18 protein-coding genes are annotated in these 23,039 nt (G+C 72.4%); 14 read left to right on the top strand and 4 right to left on the bottom strand.

The window, feature by feature from the left end; translation table 11 throughout:
- Positions 1-51 precede the first annotated feature (51 nt).
- Together E5082_RS06115 and E5082_RS06110 are read left to right on the top strand one after the other, a co-directional pair.
- The gene (locus tag E5082_RS06115) at positions 52-933 is read left to right on the top strand and encodes an SGNH/GDSL hydrolase family protein (RefSeq protein WP_135790256.1); all 882 of its coding nucleotides are present in this window, start codon (positions 52-54) and stop codon (positions 931-933) included.
- A 15-nt stretch (positions 934-948) separates the two neighbouring features.
- Complete coding sequence (locus E5082_RS06110; protein WP_135790255.1) at positions 949-1,920, top strand: aldose epimerase family protein; 972 nt, start codon at positions 949-951, stop codon at positions 1,918-1,920.
- A 176-nt stretch (positions 1,921-2,096) separates the two neighbouring features.
- Here E5082_RS06110 and E5082_RS06105 read toward each other — a convergent pair whose 3' ends face one another.
- Both E5082_RS06105 and E5082_RS06100 read right to left on the bottom strand, forming a co-directional pair.
- The gene (locus E5082_RS06105) at positions 2,097-2,885 is read right to left on the bottom strand and encodes an EI24 domain-containing protein (RefSeq protein ID WP_135790254.1); all 789 of its coding nucleotides are present in this window, start codon (positions 2,883-2,885) and stop codon (positions 2,097-2,099) included.
- A gap of 29 nt (positions 2,886-2,914) precedes the next feature.
- Positions 2,915-3,367 (bottom strand): MarR family winged helix-turn-helix transcriptional regulator, encoded by a 453-nt coding sequence (locus E5082_RS06100; RefSeq protein WP_135790253.1) that lies wholly within the window; start codon positions 3,365-3,367, stop codon positions 2,915-2,917.
- Positions 3,368-3,462: 95 nt separating this feature from the next.
- Here E5082_RS06100 and E5082_RS06095 point away from each other — a divergent pair, with 95 nt between their 5' ends.
- A complete protein-coding gene (locus tag E5082_RS06095) occupies positions 3,463-4,485 on the top strand; it encodes an NADP-dependent oxidoreductase (RefSeq protein WP_135790252.1) in 1,023 nt (340 codons plus the stop codon).
- An 81-nt stretch (positions 4,486-4,566) separates the two neighbouring features.
- On the opposite strand, the gene E5082_RS06090 is transcribed toward E5082_RS06095, so the two are convergent.
- On the bottom strand, positions 4,567-5,724 hold the full coding sequence (locus tag E5082_RS06090) for a serine hydrolase domain-containing protein (protein WP_135790251.1): 1,158 nt from the start codon (positions 5,722-5,724) through the stop codon (positions 4,567-4,569).
- A 270-nt stretch (positions 5,725-5,994) separates the two neighbouring features.
- Complete coding sequence (locus tag E5082_RS06085; protein WP_135790250.1) at positions 5,995-7,035, bottom strand: SCO2400 family protein; 1,041 nt, start codon at positions 7,033-7,035, stop codon at positions 5,995-5,997.
- Positions 7,036-7,236: 201 nt separating this feature from the next.
- Between E5082_RS06085 and E5082_RS06080 the strand changes: the two genes are divergently transcribed.
- The 11 genes from E5082_RS06080 (at position 7,237) to E5082_RS06030 (ending at position 23,003) form a co-directional block, all read left to right on the top strand.
- Positions 7,237-8,394 (top strand): mandelate racemase/muconate lactonizing enzyme family protein, encoded by a 1,158-nt coding sequence (locus tag E5082_RS06080; RefSeq protein WP_135790249.1) that lies wholly within the window; start codon positions 7,237-7,239, stop codon positions 8,392-8,394.
- Positions 8,391-9,380: a zinc-dependent alcohol dehydrogenase gene (locus tag E5082_RS06075; RefSeq protein WP_135790248.1), complete on the top strand. Its 990-nt coding sequence runs from the start codon at positions 8,391-8,393 to the stop codon at positions 9,378-9,380. The genes E5082_RS06080 and E5082_RS06075 overlap by 4 nt, the downstream gene beginning before the upstream one ends.
- Before the next feature lie 83 nt (positions 9,381-9,463).
- Positions 9,464-10,432, top strand: coding sequence for a hypothetical protein (locus tag E5082_RS06070; protein WP_135790247.1), 969 nt, complete (start codon positions 9,464-9,466; stop codon positions 10,430-10,432).
- A 59-nt stretch (positions 10,433-10,491) separates the two neighbouring features.
- Entirely contained in the window at positions 10,492-11,610 is a 1,119-nt protein-coding gene (gene chvE, locus E5082_RS06065; protein WP_135790246.1) for a multiple monosaccharide ABC transporter substrate-binding protein, read from the top strand.
- Positions 11,611-11,642: 32 nt separating this feature from the next.
- On the top strand, positions 11,643-13,193 hold the full coding sequence (gene mmsA / locus E5082_RS06060) for a multiple monosaccharide ABC transporter ATP-binding protein (protein ID WP_135790245.1): 1,551 nt from the start codon (positions 11,643-11,645) through the stop codon (positions 13,191-13,193).
- Positions 13,190-14,422 carry a multiple monosaccharide ABC transporter permease gene (gene mmsB, locus E5082_RS06055; RefSeq protein ID WP_135790244.1) on the top strand — a complete coding sequence of 411 codons (1,233 nt, stop codon included), beginning with the start codon at positions 13,190-13,192 and terminating at the stop codon, positions 14,420-14,422. The genes mmsA and mmsB overlap by 4 nt, the downstream gene beginning before the upstream one ends.
- Positions 14,423-14,541: 119 nt before the next feature.
- Positions 14,542-16,227, top strand: a complete 1,686-nt coding sequence (locus tag E5082_RS06050; RefSeq protein ID WP_135790243.1) for a pyridoxal phosphate-dependent aminotransferase — start codon at positions 14,542-14,544, stop codon at positions 16,225-16,227.
- Between the two features lie 467 nt (positions 16,228-16,694).
- Positions 16,695-19,664: a beta-galactosidase gene (locus tag E5082_RS06045; RefSeq protein WP_135790242.1), complete on the top strand. Its 2,970-nt coding sequence runs from the start codon at positions 16,695-16,697 to the stop codon at positions 19,662-19,664.
- A 129-nt stretch (positions 19,665-19,793) separates the two neighbouring features.
- Positions 19,794-20,390: a toxin-antitoxin system, toxin component family protein gene (locus tag E5082_RS06040; protein ID WP_190045184.1), complete on the top strand. Its 597-nt coding sequence runs from the start codon at positions 19,794-19,796 to the stop codon at positions 20,388-20,390.
- An 11-nt stretch (positions 20,391-20,401) separates the two neighbouring features.
- On the top strand, positions 20,402-21,616 hold the full coding sequence (locus E5082_RS06035) for an MAB_1171c family putative transporter (RefSeq protein WP_135790698.1): 1,215 nt from the start codon (positions 20,402-20,404) through the stop codon (positions 21,614-21,616).
- On the top strand, positions 21,609-23,003 hold the full coding sequence (locus E5082_RS06030) for an NAD(P)/FAD-dependent oxidoreductase (protein WP_135790241.1): 1,395 nt from the start codon (positions 21,609-21,611) through the stop codon (positions 23,001-23,003). The genes E5082_RS06035 and E5082_RS06030 overlap by 8 nt, the downstream gene beginning before the upstream one ends.
- Positions 23,004-23,039 lie beyond the last annotated feature (36 nt).

The raw sequence follows: 23,039 nt of genomic DNA, 5'->3' as shown, positions 1-23,039 counted from the left end.
GGGTGGGCGCACCGACGGTCGGTGCGCGAAGGAGCGAGGAGACCTGCGGGGATGCGGAAACCAGGCCACCGGGCGCGGGCCGTCCTCGCCGTGCTGACGGCGGCCGTGCTGGCGAGCGGCTGTGACTCCGTCCGGGGCGACGACGGGGGTACGGGCGTGTCCCGGCCGTCCGCCAGGCCCTCCCCGGTGTGGAACGCGCACCCGGACTCGATCGCGGCGGTGGGCGACTCCATCACCCGCGGCTTCGACGCCTGCCAGGTGCTCGCGGACTGCCCGGAGGTGTCCTGGGCGACGGGCGCGGACGCCGGCGTGGACAGCCTGGCGGTACGGCTGCTGGGGCGGCAGGGCGCTGCCGAGCGGGGCTGGAACTACGCGGTGACCGGCGCCCGGATGGCCGACCTGCCCGGTCAGATGGCCGAGGCGGTGCGGCGCCGCCCGGAGCTGGTGACGGTGATGGTGGGCGCCAACGACGCCTGCCGCTCCTCGGTGTCGGCGATGACCCCGGTGGCGGACTTCCGCGCGGACTTCGAGCGCTCGATGGCGACGCTGCGCAAGGAACTGCCCAGGACACAGGTGTACGTGGCGAGCGTGCCGAACCTGCTGCGGCTGTGGTCGGAGGGGCGGGCCGATCCGCTGGGCAAGGAGGTGTGGAAGCTGGGCATCTGCCCCTCCATGCTGCGCGGCGCGGACGACCTGACCGAGGCGGCGACGGTGCGCCGGCAGGAGGTACAGCACCGGGTGGAGGCGTACAACGCGGTACTGGCCGAGGTGTGCGCGAAGGACGAGCGCTGCCGCTCCGACGGCAACGCGGTCTTCGACTACCGCTTCGGCACCGGGCAGTTGAGCCAGTGGGACTGGTTCCACCCGAGCCGGGACGGTCAGGCCCGGCTCGCCGAGATCGCGTACCGGACGGTCACGGAGCGCAGACCGTGACCTAAGGTTTCCCACATGGGCGAACTTTTCGGCACACTTTCCGACGGGACCCCGGTGCACCGCTGGACGCTCGAGCGCGGTGGGGTACGGGTCCGGGTGCTGTCGTACGGCGGAATCGTGCAGTCGGCCGAGGTGCCGGACCGGGAGGGGCACGCGGCGGACGTGGTGCTCGGGTTCCCCTCCGTCCAGGGCTATGTGGACCATCCGGGCCCGTATCTGGGCGCGTTGGTGGGCCGGTACGCCAACCGGATCGCGGGCGGCCGCTTCCCGCTGGACGGGCGGACGTACGCGCTGGCCCGCAACAACGGGCCCAACTCGCTGCACGGCGGCGACCGGGGCTTCGACCGGTACGTGTGGGACGCGGAGCCGGTGGAGCACGGGGTGCGGCTCAGCCGGGTCAGCCCGCACGGCGAGGAGGGCTTTCCGGGGCGTCTTGAGGTCTCGGCGACGTACACGCTTCAGGAGTCGGGTGCGCTGCGGATCGCCTACGAGGCGGTGACGGACGCGCCCACGGTCGTGAACCTCACCAACCACTCGTACTGGAACCTCAGTGGCTCGGGGCACGCGGGCGGTCATGAGCTGCGGCTGGCCGCCTCGCGGTACACGCCGGTGGACGACGGGCTGATCCCGGTGGGCGAGCCCGTGGACGTGACGGACTCGCGCTTCGACTTCCGCGTCTCCCGCAAGGTCGGCTCGGGGTACGACCACAACTACGTGCTGGACAAGGGCGTCACGCCGGAGGCCGAGGAGGTGGCCGAGCTGTACGACCCCGCGTCCGGGCGGGTGCTGACGGTGGCGACGACCGAGCCGGGCCTCCAGCTCTACACCGCCGACCACCTGGGCGCCCCGTTCACGCCGGGCGAGGGGATCGCGCTGGAGACCCAGCACTTCCCCGACTCGCCGAACCGCCCGGACTTCCCCACCACCCGGCTGGAACCGGGCGAGGTGTACCGCTCCGCGACGGTGTACGGCTTCGGGACGCGCTGAGCCGCCCCGGACAGCATTCAGCCCCGGTCCGGGTGTCAGGTTCCGGGACCGGGGCTGATGTCGACGGTAATCCGCGCCGGGCCGCCGGTGGCGCCGGATCGGGGGTCCGGGCGGGTTCTCCTACGAACCCTTCACTCCCGGGTCACGACTTCGCCTTGTCGCCCGCCGGGCCGGGTTCAGGCGGTGACCGGCTGGTCGCTCTCCGGCTGCTCCTCGGCGAGGGGTTCGCCGAGGAGGTCGCGGGTCAGCAGGGTGGCACCGGCGACCGCGCCGGGCATCAGGAACACCGCGACCACGGGGACCAGGAAGGCGAGGCCCAGCGGGACGCCGAAACCCCAGGCGAGCATCTTGCGGGAGCGCAGCAGGGCGAGCCGGGCGCGCAGGTCGACGTCCCGGCGCTGGAGGGCCACGGAGGTGAGTTCCTCGGTGAGGAAGAACCCGGTGACGAAGAAGCCGAGGACGGGTACGACGGTCTGGCCGACCACGGGCAGGAAGCCGAGCGCGAAGAGCAAAATGCCCCAGACGCAGGCCCGCACCAGGATGCGCAGGCTGTCGCGGGCGGAGATCCACAGGTCGCGCCACATCGGCCGGTCGGAGCTGGGCGCGGTCCCGTCGGGCGAGACGTCGGCGTCGGTGCGCTCGGAGAGGCTCTCGTAGAAGGGCTGGCCTATGAGCAGGGTGGCCGCGGTGAAGGTGAGGACGGCCAGCAGCAGGGCGAGGGCGAACAGCACGACGGTGAGGAAGCCCCGGAAGACGCCCTGCCAGGGACCGGACCAGTCGTCGGCGAACGGGGTCGCCCAGGTGACGGCGTCGGAGCCCCAGACCCCGAGGGCGACCAGCACGCCCACGTAGAGGACGAGGGTGATCAGGCCGGGCAGCAGGCCGAAGCCGTACTGCCGTCCGTGCTGGGCCACCCACCGCTGGCCGTTGAGGAGATGACGGAACCCCACCCCGAGATCGCGCATGGCGGGGACTTTACCCGCAGCGGGGTGGTTCAGGCGTCGAGCATGCGGCGGAGCAGGTCGCGCAGGGAGGAGCGCTCGGCGGTGGAGAGGCCGGCGAGGGGTTCGCGGGCGAAGTGCAGGCCCTCGCGGAGATCGCGGGCGACCCGCAGGCCCTCCTCGGTGGCGGCGGCGAGCTTGACCCGGCGGTCGGCGCTGTCGGGGCGCCGCTCGACCAGGCCGCGCGACTCCAGCCGGTCCACGATCCCGGTCACGTTGGACGGCTCGCACTTCAGCCGCTGGGCGAGCTTGCGCATGGGCAGCGGCTCCAGGGCGAGGAGGCTGAGCAGACGGGCCTGCGGTCCGGTGAGCGCGTGGCTGGCCGCGGCCTCCTCGTAGTCCGCGTAGAAGCGGGCCACGACGTCGCCGATCAGCTCGACGACCTCCATGGTCAGGGGGTCGGCGGAGCGGTGACGCACGGTGGGACGCGGCGGCGGGGTGGACATGCCGTCCAGGATACCGGGTTACTTGACATCATGAAATATTTAGGAGCATGGTTGTTTCAGGTACTGAAGCAGTTTGAGGAAGAAGGTCGCGCCCGATGTCCGACTCCCCCGCCCTTCCCGCCGTGAGCCGTGAGTGGCAGTTGCTGCGTCGTCCCGTGGGCTGGCCGAAGCCCGAGGACTTCGCGCTCGTCGAGGTGCCGATGCCGGTGCCCGGCGAGGGCCAGGTGCTGGTACGGAACGAGTACCTCTCGGTGGACCCCTACATGCGGGGCCGGATGAGTGCCGCGAAGTCCTACTCGGCCCCGTTCGAGCTGGGTGAGCCGATGCAGGGCGGCGCGGTGGGCGTGGTCGTCGCCTCCGACGTCGACGGCATCGAGCCCGGCGACCATCTGCTGCACTTCCTCGGCTGGCGCGAGTACGCGGCGGTGGACGCGAAGCAGGCCGTCAAGGTCGACCCGGACGCCGCGCCGCTCTCCACCTACCTCGGCGTGCTCGGCATGACCGGCCTGACCGCGTACGCCGGTCTGCTGCGCACCGCCGGGTTCAAGGAGGGCGACATCGTCTTCGTCTCCGGCGCGGCCGGCGCGGTGGGCAGCCAGGTCGGCCAGCTCGCCAAGCTCAAGGGCGCCTCGCGGGTCATCGGCTCGGCCGGGTCCGACGAGAAGGTGCGGCTGCTGGTGGACGAGTACGGGTTCGACGCCGCGTTCAACTACAAGGACGGGCCGGTCGGCGAGCAGCTCCGCGAGGCCGCGCCGGACGGCATCGACGTGTACTTCGACAACGTCGGCGGCGACCACCTCCAGGCCGCCATCGCCGAGCTGAACCTGCACGGCCGGATCGCCATCTGCGGCGCGATCTCGGTCTACAACAACACCGAGCCCGCCCCCGGTCCGAACAACCTCACCCGGCTGATCCAGACCCGCGGCCGGATCGAGGGCTTCCTGGTCGGCGACCACTACGACCTCCAGCCGGAGTTCGTCCGCGAGATCGCGCCCCTGGTCGCGTCGGGGAAGCTGAAGTACCGCGAGACGGTCGTGGAAGGCATCCAGAACACGCTGGAGGCGTTCCTCGGGGTGCTGCGCGGGGACAACACCGGGAAGATGATCGTCAAGCTCTGACCGGTGTCCTGCGCCGGCTGCCGGCCGTCGGACCTCGCGGAGGCCGCATCCCTGGACGTGGGGTGCGGCCTCCGCCATGTCTCAGCCCTTCAGCGCCGCCTCGTGCACGGCGGCGGCCAGCCGGTCGTTCTCCGGGGCCGCACCGCCGGGGTAGACGAAGCGGCGGCGGGTGTAGCCGTAGGCGAGGCCGCTGCGGGGATCGGCGAACGCCTGCGAGCCGGCCGCGCCGCAGTGGCCGAGGGTGCCGGCGCCGAGGAAGGGGTGCCAGGTCTCAGCCGTGCACTCGAAGCCCAGGCCGAACACCGCGTGGGCGCGGCACACCAGGTCGTGACCGGCCGAGTGCGGCTGGCCGAACTCGGCGAGGGTGTCGCTCTTGAGGAGCGGCGCCTTCTCGTCCACCTCACTGATCATCGCCGCGTACATCCCGGCCAGGCCGCGCGCCGAGGCGACGCCGCCGACGGAGGCGGGGCCGTTCGCGCGGACGGCGCGGTCGTTGGGCAGCGACTCCAGGTCGGTGGGGGTGGGGGCGTGCTGGTTCCGGGCGATGGACGGCAGGGTGTGCGGGCCGGTCCGGCGCAGTTCGGCCTCCGCCTGTTGGGCGGGGGTCGGCAGCATCGGCTGGGTGGCGCGGAAGCGGGGCTCGCGGGAGGCGGGCAGGCCGAGGTGGAAGTCCAGCCCGTAGGGGGCGCGGACGCGCTCCTCGTACAGCTCCTGGACGGTGTGGCCGGTGGCCCGGCGGATCACCTCGCCGGTGAGGGCGCCCATGGTCAGCGCGTGGTAGCCGAACGCGAAGCCGGGGCGCCAGAAGGGGCGCTGGTCGGCGAGGCGTTCCGCGAGCGCGCGGTCGTCGGCCAGCTCGGCCGGGCTGAAGCCGGTGTCGGTGCCGACGAGTCCGGCGCGGTGGGCGAGGAGGTCGCGCAGGGTGAGGGTGCTCTTGCCCTCGACGCCGAACTCGGGCCAGTAGTAGGTGACCTTGCGGTCCAGTTCGAGGGTGCCGTCCTGCACCAGGAGGGCGGTGACCAGGTGGGCGGCGCCCTTGGTACAGGAGAAGACGCCGTACAGCGAGCCGGCGTCCACGCCCTCGCCCGCCCACAGGTCGACGACCCGGCGGCCGTCCACGTAGGCGCACAACTGGCCCTCGTAGTCCGGCTGTTCACCGGCGACGAAGGCGGCGAACTCCTCCCGCACCGCCTCGTACCCCTCGGCGACAGTGCCCTGGACGGTGCTGTCCTGTGTCATCCGGTTCTCCTCAACTGAGCCGCTGCTCGCTGCTCCTCCTCGCACGGCGCCGGGTCCGGCCGGCGCATTCCGAGGTCGTGTACGGCGAGATGTACCTGTTCGACTCAACCGACGCGGGGCCCTGTTGGTGTCACCGTTACCCCGGATGGCGTACTCCACGGGGTTCGTATGACCGGTGAGGGGAAGCGGACGGGCGGCCAGGGTGCCGGGGGCGCCCGCCCGAGAGGGGGCGGGTCACCACGCGTCGCCGCCGGGATGGCCGCGCGTCCTTCAGCTGCACCACCACAGGAAGCGGTCGCAGGTCCTGGTGGGGGTGGGCTCGGGGGCGGGCTTGGCCGTGGTGGGGGCCGCCGTAGGGGTGGGGGTGGGCTTTTCCGGGGCCGGGTCGTCGGCGGCGGGGGCCTCGGAGTGCTGGGGAGTGGTGGCGGGGCTGTCGGTGGTGGGGGGTGTCGACGGGGACTCGGACTCGGTGGAGGACTTGGAAGGGGACGCCGAGGGGGAGTCCGAGGCGGAGGCGGAGGCCGAGGTGCTGGGGAAGGTGGACGCGCCTGCCGTGGCGTCGGTGACGGGGGCGCCCGTCCGGGCCGGGGAGACGGAGGCGGAGCCGCCGTCCGGGGAGGCGTCGCTGGAGGCCGGCCGGTCGAAGGAGAAGGGGCCGTCGGCACTGAGTTCGGCGAGGCTCAGGGCTGCGGCGGCGAGGACGAAGCCGGTGGCGATGAGGAGGGTGCGGCGTCTGCGACGGCGATGGGCCGCGGCCTTGCGGTCGCGGCGGCTGCCGTCGGGGGCCGGGTCCGGGTCGTCGTAGGGGTCCTCAAGATCCTCGGGGTCCGTGGGGTCCGTAGGGCCCGTGAGGTCCGTGGGGCTCGTGGGGGGCTCGTAGGTGCCGCGCCGGTCGGCCTGCCGGGGGACCTTCGGGGGTTCTGGGGCGGCTGGTGGTTCGGGGGTGGGGGCCGGGGTGTCCTCCCCGTGGGGCGCGGCGGGCGTCTCCTGCCCGTACGGGGTGGCCGGGTGGTCTTCCCCGTAGGGGGCCGCCGAGGCCTCCTGCCCGTAGGGGGCCGCCGAGGCCTCCTGCCCGTAGGAGGCGGCCGAGGCCTCCTGCCCGTAGGGGGCGGCCGAGGCCTCCTGCCCGTAGGGGGCTGCGTGAGTGGTCTCCCCGTAATAAGGAGTCTGGGGGCTCTGCCCGTAAGGGTCCGCCATGCTGCCGGAGGCAACGGTGGCGGTGGGCGCGACGGCGCTCAGGGCGGGCGCGCCGCAGCCGGGGCAGGCGAGAGCGCCGTTGAGGTGCCGTCGGCACGGGTGGCAGTAGTCCATGACGCGGGAAGACTAGATTCCACTCGGGTCACGTTCCTAGGTGCCACTGTGAAGGTTTGGTGCGGGAGAGACATCCGCGTACACGCCTTTGCCGGAACCGTTACGTGTTCGACCCATTGACACCCCCCACTCGCCCTCCCTACTGTCACGCCAGCATTTCGAACGCATGACGAAATTTCGAACACCGAGGGGTGGACGGGCGTGCGTATCACCGGAATCAGCACCCATGTGGTCGGCACACCGTGGCGGAACCTGACCTATGTGCAGGTCCACACGGACGAGGGGCTCACCGGCGTCGGGGAGACCCGCATGCTGGGACACACCGACGCCCTGCTCGGCTACTTGCGGGAGGCCGAGGCCAACCACATCGCGGGCTCCGACCCGTTCGCCGTCGAGGACCTGGTCCGCCGGATGAAGTACGGCGACTTCGGCCGGGCCGGCGAGATCGTGATGTCCGGGATCGCGGTGGTCGAGATGGCCTGCTGGGACATCAAGGGCAAGGCGCTCGGCGTACCGGTGTGGCAGTTGCTCGGCGGAAAGGTCACCGACCGCGTCAAGGCGTACGCCAACGGCTGGTACACCACCGAGCGCACGCCGGAGGCGTATCACGAGGCGGCCCGCTCGGTCGTGGCGCGGGGCTACCGGGCCCTGAAGATCGACCCCTTCGGCACCGGCCACTTCGAGCTGGACCATGAGCGCACCCGGTACGCCGTCTCCCTGATCGAGGCCGTACGGGACGCGATCGGCCCGGACACCGAGCTGATGCTGGAGATGCACGGCCGCTTCTCCCCCGCCACCGCGATCCGCCTCGCCCGCGAACTGGCGCCCTTCGACCCGGCCTGGCTGGAGGAACCGGTGCCGCCGGAGAACCTGAAGGCGCTGCAGAAGGTGGCCGCCAAGGTGGACATCCCGGTCGCCACCGGGGAGCGGATGCACGACCGGATCGAGTTCCGGGAGCTGTTCGAGAGCCAGTCGGCGGACATCCTCCAGCCGGACGTCGGCCACATCGGCGGCATCTGGGAGACCCGCAAGCTGGCCGCGGCCGCCGAGACCCACTACGTGCTGCTCGCCCCGCACAACGTGGGCGGGTCGGTCCTCACCGCCGCCTCGCTCCAGGTCGGCTTCAGCACACCGAACTTCAAGATCCTTGAGCACTTCAACGACTTCGCGGACGCGGAGATCAAGACGGTGGTGAAGGGCGCCCCCGAGGTGGTCGACGGCTACTTCCACCTCTCCGACGCCCCCGGCCTCGGCGTCGAGCTGGACACCGACGCGGCGGCCGAGTTCCCGCAGCAGCAGGCCCGGTTCGACCTGTGGGCCGAGGGCTGGGAGCGCCGCAGGCCGAAGGGGACGAAGTGAGCGTCCAGGTGGTGGTCCAGGCGCCGGGCGCGCACCGGCTGGAGCCGCACACACCCCGTACGCCCGGCCCCGGCGAGGCGCTGGTCGCCGTGCACGCGGTGGGGATCTGCGGCAGCGACCGCGAGCTGTACCGGGGCAACCGGGCCGCGCCGTACGTGCGTTACCCGGTGGTGCCCGGCCACGAGTGGTCCGGCACGGTACGGGAGGTGGGCGCCGGGGTGCCGGAGCGCCTGGCCGGCCGCAAGGTGGTCGGCGAGGGCTTCCGCAACTGCCAGGTGTGCGCCCGCTGTCACGCCGGCGAGACAACGCTCTGCGAGGCGGGGTACGAGGAGACCGGCTTCACCCGCCCCGGCGCGATGGCACCCACCCTCACCCTGCCCGCCCGGCTGCTGCACCCCCTGCCCGACGACGCCGACCTCACCGCGGCCGCCCTGCTGGAGCCCGCCGCATGTGTCGCGGCCGCCGCCCTGTCGGCCGACGCCCGGCCCGGCGAGCGGGTCGCGGTGGTCGGCACGGGGACGCTCGGCATGCTCGCGGTGCGGTTCCTCGCGGCGGTCTCCCCCGCCGAGCTGCTGGTGGTGGGCCTGGACCGGGAACGCGAGGCGCTGGCGAAGGAGTTCGGCGCCAACGGCTTCGCCGTGAGCGGTCCGGACCTGCCCGGCGGCTACGACGTGGTGATCGAGGCCGCGGGCTCCGCCGAGGCGGCGGTCACGGCCGCCGCACTGCTCCGGCGCGGCGGACGGCTGGTCCTCACCGGCATCCCCGCACCGGGCGCGGCGGGCCTGGACCCGGCCGATCTCGTCCTGCGGCGGCTGGAGGTACGCACCGTCTTCGGGGCGCCCCCGGCCGCCTGGGCCCACGCGGTCCGGCTGTTCGGCGCCGGGCTGCTGGACCCCCTGCCCCTGGTGTCGCACCGGTTGCCGCTGACCGAGTTCGCGCGGGCGGTCGAAGCCAGGGGGCCCGGAAAGGTGCTGCTGCTGCCCTGACGCGGGCGTACGCGCTCCCCCCGGGGGCTCGTACGCCCGAAGATCCGAACCTTGTCCGGCATACCGAACACGAGAGGCAGCCCGTGACCGACCTTTCCGCCCCGGCAGTCCGCCGGCCCGGTGAGCAGGCGCTCGCCGCTCTGGGGCTGGCCGCGCCCGCCCCCGACCCCGCCGACGCCTCCCCGCACCGCTTCCCGGACGGCGGGAGCTGGCGTACCGAGATCCCGTCGTGCGAAGGGCCCGAGGCGCTGGCCGTCGTGCTGGCCGAGGCGGCTCGGCTGGACGTGCCGGTGCACCGGGTCAGCCAGGGCAGCGGCGTCTGGATGCTCACGGACGCCGAGATCACCGAGATGGCCGGGGCGACCCGTGAACGCGGCATCGAGCTGTGCCTGTTCACCGGGCCGCGCGGCACCTGGGACACCGGCGGCGCGGTGCGCTCCGACTCACGCGGCGGGGGCCCGCGCGCCCGGGGCCACGACGCGGTGGCCGGCTGTGTCGAGGACGCGGTGCGCGCGACCGAACTGGGCGTGCGCTGCCTGCTGGTGGCCGACGAGGGCGTGCTGTGGGCGCTGCACCGGGCGCGGGAGTCGGGGGTGCTCCCGGCGGACACCACACTGAAGGTCTCCGCGCTGATCGGCCCGGTCAACCCGGTCTCCTACGCGGTGTTCGAGCGGCTGGGCGCCGACTCGATCAACGTGCCCGGCGATCTCACCCTCGCCCATCTCACCGAGATCCGCCGGGTGTCCGCCGCCCCCATGGACATGTACATCGAGGCGCCGGACGACCTGGGCGGCCAGGTGCGGATGTACGAGGTGGCCGAGCTGATCCGGCGCGGAGCCCCGGTGTATCTGAAGTTCGGCCTGTCGAAGGCGCCCGGCATCTACCCCTGGGGCGCGCACCTCCGCGGTGTCGCCCTGGACACCGCGCGGGAGCGGGTGCGGCGCGGCCGGCTGGTCCTCGACCTGCTCGCCCGGCACGGCGCCGACGGCGGCATGGCCCCGCTGGGCACCCGCCTCCCCGGCCCGCTGCACCGCTTCCCCATCACGGACTGATCCCGCACCACCGCACGGCCCGACCCGCTCAACGCCGAGACGAACAAGGACGGTTCCCCATGCGCGACCGGTACACCGCACGCCCCCGCAGAGTCGCTCTCGCCGCGACCGCCGTATTCGCCCTCACCCTGACCGCCTGCGGGCAGAGCGGGGAGGGCGGAGCCGAGGACAAGGGCGGTGACGCCAAGGGCGGCACCATCGGCGTCGCCATGCCGACCAAGTCCTCCGAGCGCTGGATCGCGGACGGCGCCAACGTCGTCAAGGACCTGCGCGCCAAGGGCTACAAGACCAAGCTGGTCTACGGGGAGGACGACCCGGACACCCAGGTCGCCCAGATCGAGAACCTGATCACCCAGGGCGTCAAGGGCCTGATCATCGCGGCGATCGACAACAAGTCCCTGAACAACGTGCTCCAGGAGGCCGCCGACGCCCATATCCCGGTCATCGCCTACGACCGGCTGATCCTCGGCACCAGGAACGTGGACTACTACGCCTCCTTCGACAACGAGAAGGTCGGCGAGCTGCAAGGCACGTACATCGCCCACAAGCTGGGGCTGGACAGCGGCAAGAAGGGGCCGTTCTCCATCGAGTTGTTCGCCGGGTCCAACGACGACAACAACACCAAGTACTTCTTCGGCGGCGCGATGAAGGTGCTCCAGCCCTACATCGACAAGAAGCAGCTCGTGGTGCGGTCCGGGCAGACCGCGCTCAACCAGGTCACCACGCTGCGCTGGGACGGCACCACCGCCCAGCACCGCATGGAGGACCTGCTGACCTCGGCGTACCGTTCCGGCCGGGTGGACGCGGTGCTCTCCCCGTACGACGGCATCTCCATCGGCATCCTGTCCGCGCTGAAGTCGGACGGGTACGGAGGGAAGGGCAAGCCGCTGCCGGTCGTCACCGGGCAGGACGCGGAGCTGGCGTCGGTGAAGTCGATCATCGCCGGGGAGCAGACGCAGACCGTCTACAAGGATCTCCGCAAGCTCGCCGAGGTCGCCGCGAACATGGTGGACGCCACCCTGGGCGGCAAGAAGCCCGAGGTCAACGACTCCAAGACCTACGACAACGGCGCCAAGGTCGTGCCCGCCTATCTGCTGCAGCCGGTCAGCGTCGACAAGGGCAACTACCGCGAGGTCCTGGTCGACGGCGGCTACTACACCGAGTCCCAGCTCAAGTGACGGCTCACTCCCACGACCTGGAAGGCGCGGCCATGGCGGGACCCGTTCTCGAGATGCGCTCGATCGTCAAGACCTTCCCCGGCGTCACCGCCCTGTCCGACGTCACCCTGACCGTCCGGCCGGGCGAGGTGCACGCCATCTGCGGGGAGAACGGCGCCGGGAAGTCCACCCTGATGAAGGTGCTCTCCGGGGTCCACCCGTACGGCAGTTACGAGGGCGAGGTGCTCTTCGAGGGCGAGGAGTGCCGGTTCCGGGACATCCGGGCCAGTGAGCGGCAGGGCATCGTCATCATCCACCAGGAGCTGGCCCTGGTGCCGTATCTCTCCCTCGCGGAGAACCTGTTCCTCGGCAACGAGCACGCCCGGCGCGGTCTGATCGACTGGACGGAGACCCTGCGGCACGCCACGAAGCTGCTGCGCCGGGTCGGTCTGGACGAGCATCCGGAGACCCGGGTCGCGGACATCGGCGTCGGCAAGCAGCAGTTGGTGGAGATCGCCAAGGCGCTGGCGAAGTCGGTACGGCTGCTGATCCTGGACGAGCCGACGGCCGCCCTGAACGACGAGGACAGCGGCAAACTCCTCGATCTCATCCTGGAGCTGAAGGCTCAGGGCATCACCTGCATCGTGATCTCGCACAAGCTGAACGAGATCCGCAAGGTCGCCGACTCGGTGACCGTGCTGCGTGACGGCCGCTCGGTGGAGACGCTGGACGTGCGGGCGCCGGGGACCACCGAGGAGCGGATCATCGCGGGCATGGTCGGCCGCGACCTCGACCACCGCTTCCCCGAACGCCCGCCCCATGAGCCGGAGTCGGGTACGGCCCCGGCTCTGGAGGTGCGCGGCTGGACCGTACGGCATCCGATCGACCGGCAGCGCAAGGTCGTCGACGACGTGTCCATCGAGGTGCGCCGGGGTGAGATCGTCGGCATCGCCGGGCTGATGGGCGCGGGCCGCACCGAGCTGGCGATGAGCGTGTTCGGCCGCTCCTACGGCCGGTACGCGGGCGGCACGGTGCTGAAGGACGGCCGGGAGATCCGTACCCGGACCGTGGCGGAGGCGGTGGGGCACGGGATCGCGTACGTCACCGAGGACCGCAAGCACTACGGGCTCAACCTCATCGACACCGTGCACCGCAACGTCTCGCTGACCGCGCTCGGCAAGGTGGCCCGGCGCGGGATCGTGGACGAGCACGCGGAGCGGCGGGCTGCGGAGGGGTTCCGTACCGCCATGAACATCAAGGCGCCGACCGTGCTGGAGCCGGTGGGCCGGCTGTCGGGCGGCAACCAGCAGAAGGTCGTCCTCAGCAAGTGGATCTTCGCGGACCCGGACGTGCTGATCCTGGACGAGCCGACGCGGGGCATCGACGTGGGCGCCAAGTACGAGATCTACACCGTGATCGGGCGGCTCGCGGCCGAGGGCCGGGTGGTGGTCTTCATCTCCTCCGAACTGCCCGAGCTGCTCGGCATGTGCGACCGGATCTACACCATGGCCGCCGGCCGGCTGACCGGCGAGGTGCCGCGGGCCGGGGCCACGCAGGAAGCGCTGATGCGCCTGATGACCAGAGACGAAGAGGTGACGCCATGAGCGCGGACGTGACGGCCCCGGCCCCGCCGGAGCGCGGCGGACCGCCCGCCGGGCCAAGCGTGCTCCGGCTGATGCTGGACGGTCTGCGCCGCAACATGCGCCAGTACGGGATGGTGATCGCGCTCGGCCTGATCGTGGTCCTGTTCGCGGTGTGGACCGACGGGGACCTGCTGCTGCCGCGCAACGTCTCCAACCTGGTACTGCAGAACAGCTACATCCTGGTACTGGCGATCGGGATGATGCTGGTGATCATCTCGGGGCACATCGACCTGTCGGTGGGCTCGCTGACCGCGTTCGTCGGGGCGTTCCTGGCGGTGCTGAGCGTGCGGCACGACGTGCCCTGGCCGCTGGCGCTGGTGCTGTGTCTGCTGGTGGGCGCGGCGGCGGGGGCGGTACAGGGGTATCTGATCGCCTATCTCGGTATCCCGTCGTTCATCGTGACGCTCGCCGGGATGCTGCTGTTCCGGGGGCTGACGGAGATCCTGCTGAAGGGGCAGACTTTGGGGCCCTTCCCGGACGGGCTGCAGAAGATCGGCAACGGCTTCCTGCCCGCGTTCGGCCCCGACACCGACTACCACAATCCGACGCTGCTGCTGGGTCTGGTACTGATCGCGGCCGTGGTCTGGCAGGAGGTCCAAGGGCGCCGCAGGCAGCGGGAGTTCGCGCTCCAGGTGCCTCCGCTGAGGCTGTTCGCGCTGAAGCTGGCCGCACTGGTCGCCGCGATCGTCGCCCTGACCCTGCTGCTCGCCAGCTACAAGGGCGCCCCGATCATCCTGATCGCCCTCGGCGCGCTGGTCGTCGGCTACGGGTATCTCATGCGCAACGCGGTCTTCGGCCGGCATGTGTACGCGATCGGCGGCAACCTGCCCGCGGCGAAGCTGTCCGGGGTGAAGGACAAGAAAGTCACCTTCCTGGTCTTCCTGAACATGGGCGTCCTCGCGGCGCTCGCCGGACTGGTGGTCGCCGCCCGGCTGAACGCGGCGTCGCCGAAGGCGGGCGTCAACTTCGAGCTGGAGGCCATCGCCTCGTCGTTCATCGGCGGCGCCTCCATGAGCGGCGGGGTCGGCACGGTGCTCGGCGCGATCATCGGCGGGCTGGTGCTCGGCGTGCTGAACAACGGGATGAACCTGCTGAGCGTCGGCACCGACTGGCAGCAGGTCATCAAGGGGCTGGCGCTGCTGCTGGCGGTCGGCTTCGACGTCTGGAACAAGCGCAGGTCGGGGGCGTGAGGGGCGTACGCCGGGTGAAGGAGGTCACAGCCAGGGTGAGTTGAACACCACCCCCGAGTCCTCCGTATGGATGGGTGGCCCGCGTCCCCCGCGCGGGCCACCCTTCGACGGAGGTCCCCTTGCCTGACAACGTCACGTCGTTGTTCCGCAGCACCGCCGCGCACAGCCCTTCGATGGCGGCGCTGGTGCGGGAGAGCGACGGTACGGGTCCGGTGGACTTCTGCATCCCGTGCAACCCCTACTTCCCGACGCCGGCGATGTTCGAGGAGATGGCGTCCCGGCTGCGCGAGATCATCACGTACTACCCGAGCAGTGCCGACACCATCACGGCCGAGCTGTGCCAGTTGCTCCAACTGCCGCCGCAGTGCGTGGCGATGGGGAACGGTTCGACCGAGCTGATCACCTGGATCGACCATCTGCTGGTCCGCGAGTCGCTCGCGGTGCCGGTGCCGACCTTCGGCCGCTGGACCGACCAGCCGATGGAGACCGGCAAGCGGGTCGACATGTTCCCGCTCCCGGAGGCAGGCGGTTTCGCGCTGGACCTCGGCCGGTACGCCGAGTTCATCCGGGCACGGGGGACGCGGGTGGCGGTCATCTGCAACCCCAACAATCCCGACGGCGGCTTCCTGCCCCGGCAGTCGGTGGTGCAGTTCATGGACGCGATGGCCGACCTGGACCTGGTGGTGATCGACGAGTCGTTCCTGGAGTTCGCGGACGCCGAGGCGGAGCCGAGTGTGGTGCAGGAGGCGATGCTCAGGCCCAATGTGATCGTGCTGCGCAGCCTCGGCAAGAACTTCGGGCTGCACGGCATCCGGTTCGGGTATCTGGTGGCCAACCCGGGCCTGGCGAACAAGGTCCGCTCGATGCTGCCCAAGTGGAACCTCAACTCCTTCGCGGAGTACGTGGTGTTCGCGCTGAAGCAGCACCGTGCCGAGTACACGCAGAGTCTGCTTCAGGTGCGGCGCGACCGGCTGGAGATGGCCAGCCAGTTGTCCGCGCTGCCCGGACTCACCGTCTATCCCTCGCAGGGCAACTTCCTCTTCGTACGCCTCCCTGTGGGTGCCGAGGGCACCCTGGTCCGGGACCGGCTGCTGACCGAACACCGGATTCTGGTCCGCGAGTGCGGCAACAAGATCGGTTCGTCCAGCCGCTTCCTGCGGCTCGTGGTACGCCCCGAGACCGACGTCCACCGCCTGGTGGCCGGCCTGGAGCAGGTCCTCTACGAGCCCGCGGTGCCCGAGCTGGGCTACAGCTCCGGTACAGCGGCGGTGGACCGCCTGGTCGGCGAGACGAACGGCGCCGGAGCCCGGCTGACCGCCTCCACCGGCTCCCCCGTCATCGCCGCCGCCCTGGCCGCCGGTGCCGGCATGCCGCTCCCCGCCGCCCCACCCCCACAGGGCGCCGGGATGCCGGTACCGGCGGCCCAACCGGGCCCCGCGCCCCAGCAGGTCCCCCAGCAGCCGGTGCCGCAGCGGGCGCCCGCGCCCGCCGCACCCCCGGCCCCGATGGCACCCCCGCCCATCCCCGCCCCCGCGTCCCCGTACCCGGCACCGGCCGCGGCGGCCGTCGCCCCCACCCCCATGGCCGCGCCCGTCCCCGCACCCGCCGCCGCCCTGGGCCCCACCCCACCCGGCGTCCCCGCCCGCGGGGGCCTCACGGCCGCCCAGGTACGCGGGATGACCGCGCCGGGCACCCCGGCCGTCCCCGCCACACCCGACTTCGCCCCGGCCTCCGCCTCCGGCTGGCCCAACGCCCAGAGCTGGCCGAACGCGGCGGGCGCGGGGGCACCGGCGCCGATGGGCTAGCGCGTCCGCGCGGTACTCACCGCCGCCCGGGCACCTGGGCACACCGGCCCCCGCCCGACCGGTCCGAACGGCAGCACCACCTGCCCCGTGGCCCACCCGGCACGCCCGCTCCCGGCACCCGCGCCGACCGGTACCGCTGGTCACCCACACCCTGATCCGCCGTCGTCGCCCACCACGGCCGCCCACGTCAGTGCCGGCGTCTGCATCCCTCCACCGGCACCCGACCTCACCGGCCCCCTGCCCACCCACACCCTGATCCGCCGCCACCCCCGGCTAAGGGCGCCGTACGCCAGTGCGAGCCCCCGTGTCCCCGTACCTCCGCGCTTTCCCCCCGCCTCACCGCGACGCCACACCCCCGTACCGGTTGATTCACCCCCGCCCCGAGGCCCCGTGGTCCGCCGCGAGCTGACGGGCCGTGGAGAATGGCCTCTGCCACGCTTCTTATGGGGGCCGACCGGAGGACGACCTTGGCGCTCAGCAGACGTACTTTCAGTGCCCTGACCGGCTGTGCCGCGCTCGGGTTCGCCATGGGCGGGAGCGGGGGGCCGGGGGCGCCCTCGGCGTTCGCCGCCAGAGGGGTGCCGACCGGGCCGGCGCCCGCGGCGCCGCGGGCGGACGGACGGCGGCACACCGTCGGGTTCGACCCGTACTCGCTGCTGGTGGACGGGCGGCGGCTGGTGGTGTGGTCGGGCGAGATGCACCCGTTCCGGCTGCCGAGCCCCTCGCTGTGGCGGGACGTGCTGCAGAAGATGCGGGCGCACGGCTTCAACGCGGTCAGCGTGTACGTCTCCTGGAACTACCACTCCCCCGCTCCCGGCCGCTTCGACTTCACCGGCGTCCGGGACCTGGACCTGTTCCTGCGCACGGCCGCCGAGACCGGGCTGTACGTCATCCTGCGCCCCGGCCCATACATCAACGCCGAGGTCGACGGCGGAGGGTTCCCCGGCTGGCTGACGGTGACCAAGGGCACCGCGCGCACCGCCGACCCCACCTATCTGCGGCACGTGGACGCGTGGCTGACGCAGGTGAACCGGATCGCCCGCCGGCACCTGTACACCCGGGGCCGGGGCACGGTCCTGCTGTACCAGCTGGAGAACGAGTACGACTCCCACGTCACCGAGCCGACCGGCCGGGCGTACATGTCCCACCTGTACAAGAAGGTGCGCGCGGACGGCATCGACGTACCCCTCTTCCACAACGACAAGGGCCGCAACGGCCACTGGACCCCTGGCTCCTTCGACACCGGTGGTGAGGAGGGCGGTTACCTGTACGGCTTCGACGGCTACCCCTCGCCCTCCCAGAACCCACCGGACTGGGGGAAGTTCGGCAAGGGCGGGCCGACCGGGGGCTCCACCGCCTCTCCGAACACACCGGGGTTCGTGCCGGAGTTCGGCGGCGGCTGGTTCGATCCGTGGGGCGGGGCCTGGTTCGACGGCAAGGGGTACCCGGAGGCCCGGCGCACCCGTGACTCCGCCTACGAGCGCCGCTTCTACCTGACCAACCTCGCCAACGGCCTCACCCTGCACAACGTCTACATGACGTTCGGCGGCACCAGCTGGGGCTGGCTGCCCGCGCCGGTGGTCTACACGTCCTACGACTACGGGGCGGCCATCGACGAGGCCCGCAACGTCACCCCGAAGATGGCGCCGATGCACCAGCTCGGCCATCTCTTCCAGCGCGTACCGGACTTCGCACGGCTGGACCGGGCCGCGGACGTGACGGTGGCGGGGCTGAAGGTCTACCACCTGGCCAACCCGGACACCGGCGCGCATGTGTACGTCACCCGCAACGACGGCACCGAGCCGGTCACCGCCGATCTGCCGACGAACACCGGGAAGCTGCGCATCACCGTCCCCGCCCGCGACGCCCGCATGCTGGCGACCGGACTGCGCCTCGGCAGGCGGAAGATGCGGCACAGCACCGCCCAGCCCGTGATGAGCGTGACAGCCGGCGCACGGGACGTCGCCGTGTTCGCGGGCCGCCGGGGAGACATGGCGGACCTGGTGCTGGACTGCCCGCAGGAGCCGAACGTCACCCGGCTGGACCCGGAGGCCGGCTGGGCGTACGAAGGCGGAGAGCTGCACGTCAGCGCCCCGCTCGGGGAGGCCGGCCTGAGCCGGGTGCTGGTGACCGGCGGCGAGACCGAGACCCCGCTGGTGCTGCTCTTCGCGGACGACGACACCTCGATGCGGATCTTCCCGTACGACACCCCCGCCGGGACCCTGGTGGTGTACGGCCCCGCGCTGCTGCGCCACGCCGAGGTGCACGGCTCGGAGGTGCGGCTCACCGGCGACCTGGACGGCGAGTCGGTGATGGAGGTGTGGGGCCCGCGCGGCGTCGACACCCTGGTGTGGAACGGGCGCCGGGTGCCGACCCGGACCACCCTGTCCGGCAGCCTGATGACCACCGCCCCGCTGCCCGGTGTGCCCGAGGTCCGCCTCCCCGAGCTGACCGGCTGGCGCATGCGCACGGAGAACCCGGAGGCGGGCCCGGGCTTCGACGACTCCAGGTGGCGCCGGGCGGACCGCACGGCCTCGTACAGCACCACCCCTGTCCCCAAGGGCGGCCCGGTGCTGTTCGCGGACGACTACGGCTTCCACTACGGGGATGTCTGGTACCGGGGTACGTTCAGCGGGAGTACCGGGATCGAGTCGGTCTCCCTCGCCTACAGTTCCGGTACCCAGGGACTGTTGATGGCCTGGCTGGACGGGGAGCCGCTGGGCACCCACCGCCTGCCGGTACCGGACAAGACGACCACCATCCGCAAGGGCACCTGGGAGGCGACGGCCACCTTCCCCGTCCGCCCGGAGCTGCGCTCCCCCGGCCGCCATGTGCTGTCGGTGCTGGTACGGCGCATGCAGCACGACCAGGACGGCAAGGGCGACGACACCCACAAGGCGGCACGCGGCCTGACCTCGGTGTCCTTCACGGGGGCGGCACCGAAGGTGTCCTGGCGGCTCCAGGGCGAGCGGGCCGTGGACCCGGTACGCGGCCCGCTGAACACCGGTGGCCTGTACGGGGAGCGGGAGGGCTGGCACCTGCCCGGCCTCCGCGACCGCGACTGGGAGCCGGTGACCTTCCCCAGGGAGGAGCGACGGCAGGGCGTCACCTGGTACCGCACCACCTTCCGGCTGTCGGTGCCGGGCGACGTGGACGCCTCGGTGGGGCTGCGGTTGGAGGACGATCCGTACCGGGCCTACCGGGCGCAGATCTTCCTCAACGGCTGGAACATGGGGCAATACATCAACAATGTGGGTCCGCAGCACACCTTCGTGCTGCCGAACGGGATTCTGCGCACACGTGGCACCAACACACTGGCGCTGGCGGTGCTGTCGGAGTTCACCACACTGTCCGGGCCCGGCAAGGTGGGCCTCACCCTCATGGGCGCGGCCGCGGGCGGTCTCCCGGTGACTCCGGTGCCCTCCCCCGGCCACTGAACGGTCGTACGCGCACGGGTGGTTCTCGGTTGAACCACACCCGCTGATCCGCATGACGTGGACACACCCGTGCGCGTACGCTCGGACGGTCCGGCGACGGCGCCGGGGCGAAGGAGGAGAGGGCGGCACATGGTCAGCGCGGACGCACGGGCGCGAGCGGCACGACTGGCCGCCCGACTGCGCCCCTCCCGTCCGGCCCGTACGATGCGCGCCCTGGCCAGGGACCTCGCGGCTGACGTGGCCGAGTCGCCCCACCCGCCCACCGATGCGCGCGGCATCTGCCGTGCCCTGTGCGCGGCGATGAGCGCCCGGCGCGGCGGACGGCCGGTGGAGCTGCGGTTCGAGCGCTTCCCGGACGAGATCGAGGTCACCGGGCTGTGGGTGGAGGTCCAGGACTTCGACCTGGTCATCGTGGAGGAGCGGGCCGAGGCCCTACAGCAACTCGTCATCCTCGGCCATGAGTTGTGGCACCTGCACGCCGGGCACCGGCACCACCCGTCCCTCGGCCCGGCCGCCCTGGCCCTCGCGGACGGGTCCGGCTGGGAGGGGACCGCGCTGACGGTGGCCGCCCGTGACGGCTCCCGCGAGGCCGACGAGGCCGCCGCGGAGGACTTCGGCCACCGCCTGGCCACCCTGTTCCGCTCCGGCCTGGGACGCTCCGCCGAGCCCCTGGACCTCGTACAGCGTTCCCTCGGCTATCGCGGCCGGGGCGGGGCCGCGCGGTGAGCACAGCGGTCATGGAACCCGCCGCCACCCTGCGGGACTTCTCGATCTCCTTCTGGATTCCGACGGCGGTGCTGGGCATCGCGCTGGTGATCAAGCTGCCCACGATCATCCGGCTGTGGCGGGACCCGCTGCTGCGCGCGGTCGGCGGTCTGCTGCTGCTGGCCTGCGGGGTCTTCGTGTTCTGCTCGCCGTCCACCATCGCGCGGGTGAACCGGCTGACCGGGGTGTCCAACATCTCGGCGCCCTGGTGCTATTCGCTGCTCACCGCGTTCTGCGGCTCCTGTCTGCTGCTGATCATCACCTGGCGCAACGGCCCCGACCGCTCGGCGGTCACCCGGCGGGCCCGGCGCTGGGTGGTGTCGGTGTACAGCGGGGTGATCGCCCTGCTGTGGCTGCTGTTCCTCCTGGCCGACGTGCCGGTGGAGCGGCTGCGGGACCTGGACACCTACTACGCCACCACTCCGTTCATGCGCGAGGAGATCCTGCTCTACCTCGGCGCGCACGCCCTGGCCTGCCTGATCACGGCGCGGCTGCTGTGGAACTGGGTGCGCGCGGAGGGGCTGGACGCCTGGCTGCGCTGGGGGCTGAAGCTGCTCGGCGCGGGCTACGTGCTCAACCTGATCTTCGACGCGGTCAAGCTGGCCGCGGTCGGCGCCCGCTGGGTGGGCGGTGACCTGGACTGGCTGAGCACCGACCTCGCGCCGCCGATCGCCGCGCTGTCCGCCATCCTGATCGCGGTCGGCTTCATCCTGCCGCACGCCGGCCAGTACGCGAGCGACCGCTGGCGGGTCCGCGTCGCCCACCGTCAGCTACGCCCGCTGTACGTGCTGATGCGCACCTCGGCCGGCGCGGGCGTGCCCTTCGTGCTGCGGGCGACCCCGGAGCTGCGGCTGACCCGGCGCGAGACGTTCATCCGGGACGTGCTGCTGCCGCTGGCCCGGCACCTCGACACCGCCCTCGGCGCCCGCGCGTACGAGGCCGCGCTGAGCCTCGGCCACCCGCCGGAGCGGGCGCGGGCGCTGGCGTCGGCGGTGACCATCCTGGACGCGGTCGAGGCGAAGACCCGGAGGCCCGAGCCGCCCGCGACGGCGGCCGCGCCGGACACCACCGACCTGCTCCAGGAGATCGGGCCCGTATCCCGTGCCCTCCGCCGTCCCGACGAGATCGCGGCGGTCCGTGCCCGTGCGGCCGCCGACCCAGCAGAGAGCGTTGCCGCACATGAGTGAAGTGAAGCCCACGGCCGTCGTGCTCGGCGGCTCCCTGGCCGGCATGCTCGCGGCCCGCGCCCTGGCCGCGACGGGCGCCTGTGTCACGGTGGTGGAGCGGGACGCGCTGCCCGCCGGGCCCCAGCCGCGCAAGGGGCTGCCGCAGGCACGGCACGTCCACCAGCTGTGGTCGGGCGGCGCCCGCGCGCTGGAGGAGCTGCTGCCGGGCGCGCAGGCGGCGTTGAGCGCGGCCGGGGTGCGCCGGGTGCCGATGACCACGGACATGGTGGCGCTGTCGGCGCACGGCTGGTACCGGCGCTGGCCGGAGTCGGCGTTCATGCTGCCGGCCGGGCGGGACCTGCTGGACTGGGTGGTCCGGGACCTGGTGCGGGCGGACGGCGCGATCGAGCTGCTGGACCGCACCGAGGCCCTCGCCCTCGCCGGCACCGGCCGTGCGGTGACCGGGGTGCGGGTGCGGGCCGACGGCACCGAACGCACCCTGGACGCCGCTCTGGTGGTGGACGCCACCGGGCGCGGCTCCCGTGCCGCGCACTGGCTGGCGGGGCTGGGCCTGCCCGAGCCGGAGCGCCGGGAGGTCGACTCGGGGCTGACCTACACCAGCCGGCTGTTCCGGGCACCGGAGGGGGCGCGGGAGGGCTTCCCGGTGGTCAACATCGAGCCGGATCAGCGGGGTTCGCGCATCGGGCGCGGTGGGGTGCTGCTGCCGGTGGAGGACGGCGGGTGGCTCGTCACCCTGATCGGCGCCCGCGCCGACCAACCGCCGTCCACCGGGGCCGAGTTCCTGCGGTACGCGCAGGAGGAGCTGCGGCATCCGCTGGTCGGTGAGCTGCTCGCCCACGCCGAACCGCTGACGGACGTCACGGTCACCCGGACGACCGCCAACCGGCGTCTGTTCTATGAGCGGTTGTCCGAGTGGCCCGAGGGGTTCGTCGTCCTCGGTGACGCCCTGTGCGCGCTCAACCCGGTGTACGGGCACGGCATGTCGGTGGCGGCCCGGTCGGCGCTCGTCCTGCGGGACACGGTGCTCCGGCGGGGCGGGCTCGGCGCGCCCGGTCTGGCCCGGCGGGCGCAGCGGGCGGTGGGCCGTACGGTACGCACCGCGTGGGACCTGGCGATCGGCTCCGATGTGTTCTACCCCGGCGCCACCCCGGCCGGCCCCACGGTCCGGGACCGGCTGGTCGCCGCGTACGTCGGCCGGCTGCTGCTCACCGCCACGGGCAACGGCCGGGTCGCGCGCCGGGTGACCGACGTGACCTCGCTGGAGACGGGTGCGGAGGCGCTGCTCGCGCCGCGCATGCTGCTGGCGGCCGCCGTGGGTCCGCTGCGCCCGCCCCTCGCGGGCCCGCCGCTGACGGCGGAGGAACGGAAGGCGGCGGGGCTTCCCTAGCCGGCCGCACGGGTCGACGCGGCAGCCGATCCCTTC

The organism is Streptomyces griseoluteus (assembly GCF_004784465.1).
GTDB classification, from domain to species: domain Bacteria; phylum Actinomycetota; class Actinomycetes; order Streptomycetales; family Streptomycetaceae; genus Streptomyces; species Streptomyces griseoluteus.
The sequence above is the reverse complement of the archived record's forward strand: the minus strand, read 5'-3'. Positions and strand labels throughout refer to the sequence as shown.

Excerpts from the sequence above, each read along its gene's own strand:
- E5082_RS06115 (WP_135790256.1), top strand. The coding sequence starts at position 52 with ATGCGGAAACCAGGCCACCGGGCGCGGGCCGTCCTCGCCGTGCTGACG.
- E5082_RS06110 (WP_135790255.1), top strand. The coding sequence starts at position 949 with ATGGGCGAACTTTTCGGCACACTTTCCGACGGGACCCCGGTGCACCGC.
- E5082_RS06105 (WP_135790254.1), bottom strand. The coding sequence starts at position 2,885 with ATGCGCGATCTCGGGGTGGGGTTCCGTCATCTCCTCAACGGCCAGCGG.
- E5082_RS06100 (WP_135790253.1), bottom strand. The coding sequence starts at position 3,367 with ATGTCCACCCCGCCGCCGCGTCCCACCGTGCGTCACCGCTCCGCCGAC.
- E5082_RS06095 (WP_135790252.1), top strand. The coding sequence starts at position 3,463 with ATGTCCGACTCCCCCGCCCTTCCCGCCGTGAGCCGTGAGTGGCAGTTG.
- E5082_RS06090 (WP_135790251.1), bottom strand. The coding sequence starts at position 5,724 with ATGACACAGGACAGCACCGTCCAGGGCACTGTCGCCGAGGGGTACGAG.
- E5082_RS06085 (WP_135790250.1), bottom strand. The coding sequence starts at position 7,035 with ATGGACTACTGCCACCCGTGCCGACGGCACCTCAACGGCGCTCTCGCC.
- chvE (WP_135790246.1), top strand. The coding sequence starts at position 10,492 with ATGCGCGACCGGTACACCGCACGCCCCCGCAGAGTCGCTCTCGCCGCG.
- mmsA (WP_135790245.1), top strand. The coding sequence starts at position 11,643 with ATGGCGGGACCCGTTCTCGAGATGCGCTCGATCGTCAAGACCTTCCCC.
- mmsB (WP_135790244.1), top strand. The coding sequence starts at position 13,190 with ATGAGCGCGGACGTGACGGCCCCGGCCCCGCCGGAGCGCGGCGGACCG.
- E5082_RS06040 (WP_190045184.1), top strand. The coding sequence starts at position 19,794 with ATGGTCAGCGCGGACGCACGGGCGCGAGCGGCACGACTGGCCGCCCGA.
- E5082_RS06035 (WP_135790698.1), top strand. The coding sequence starts at position 20,402 with ATGGAACCCGCCGCCACCCTGCGGGACTTCTCGATCTCCTTCTGGATT.
- E5082_RS06030 (WP_135790241.1), top strand. The coding sequence starts at position 21,609 with ATGAGTGAAGTGAAGCCCACGGCCGTCGTGCTCGGCGGCTCCCTGGCC.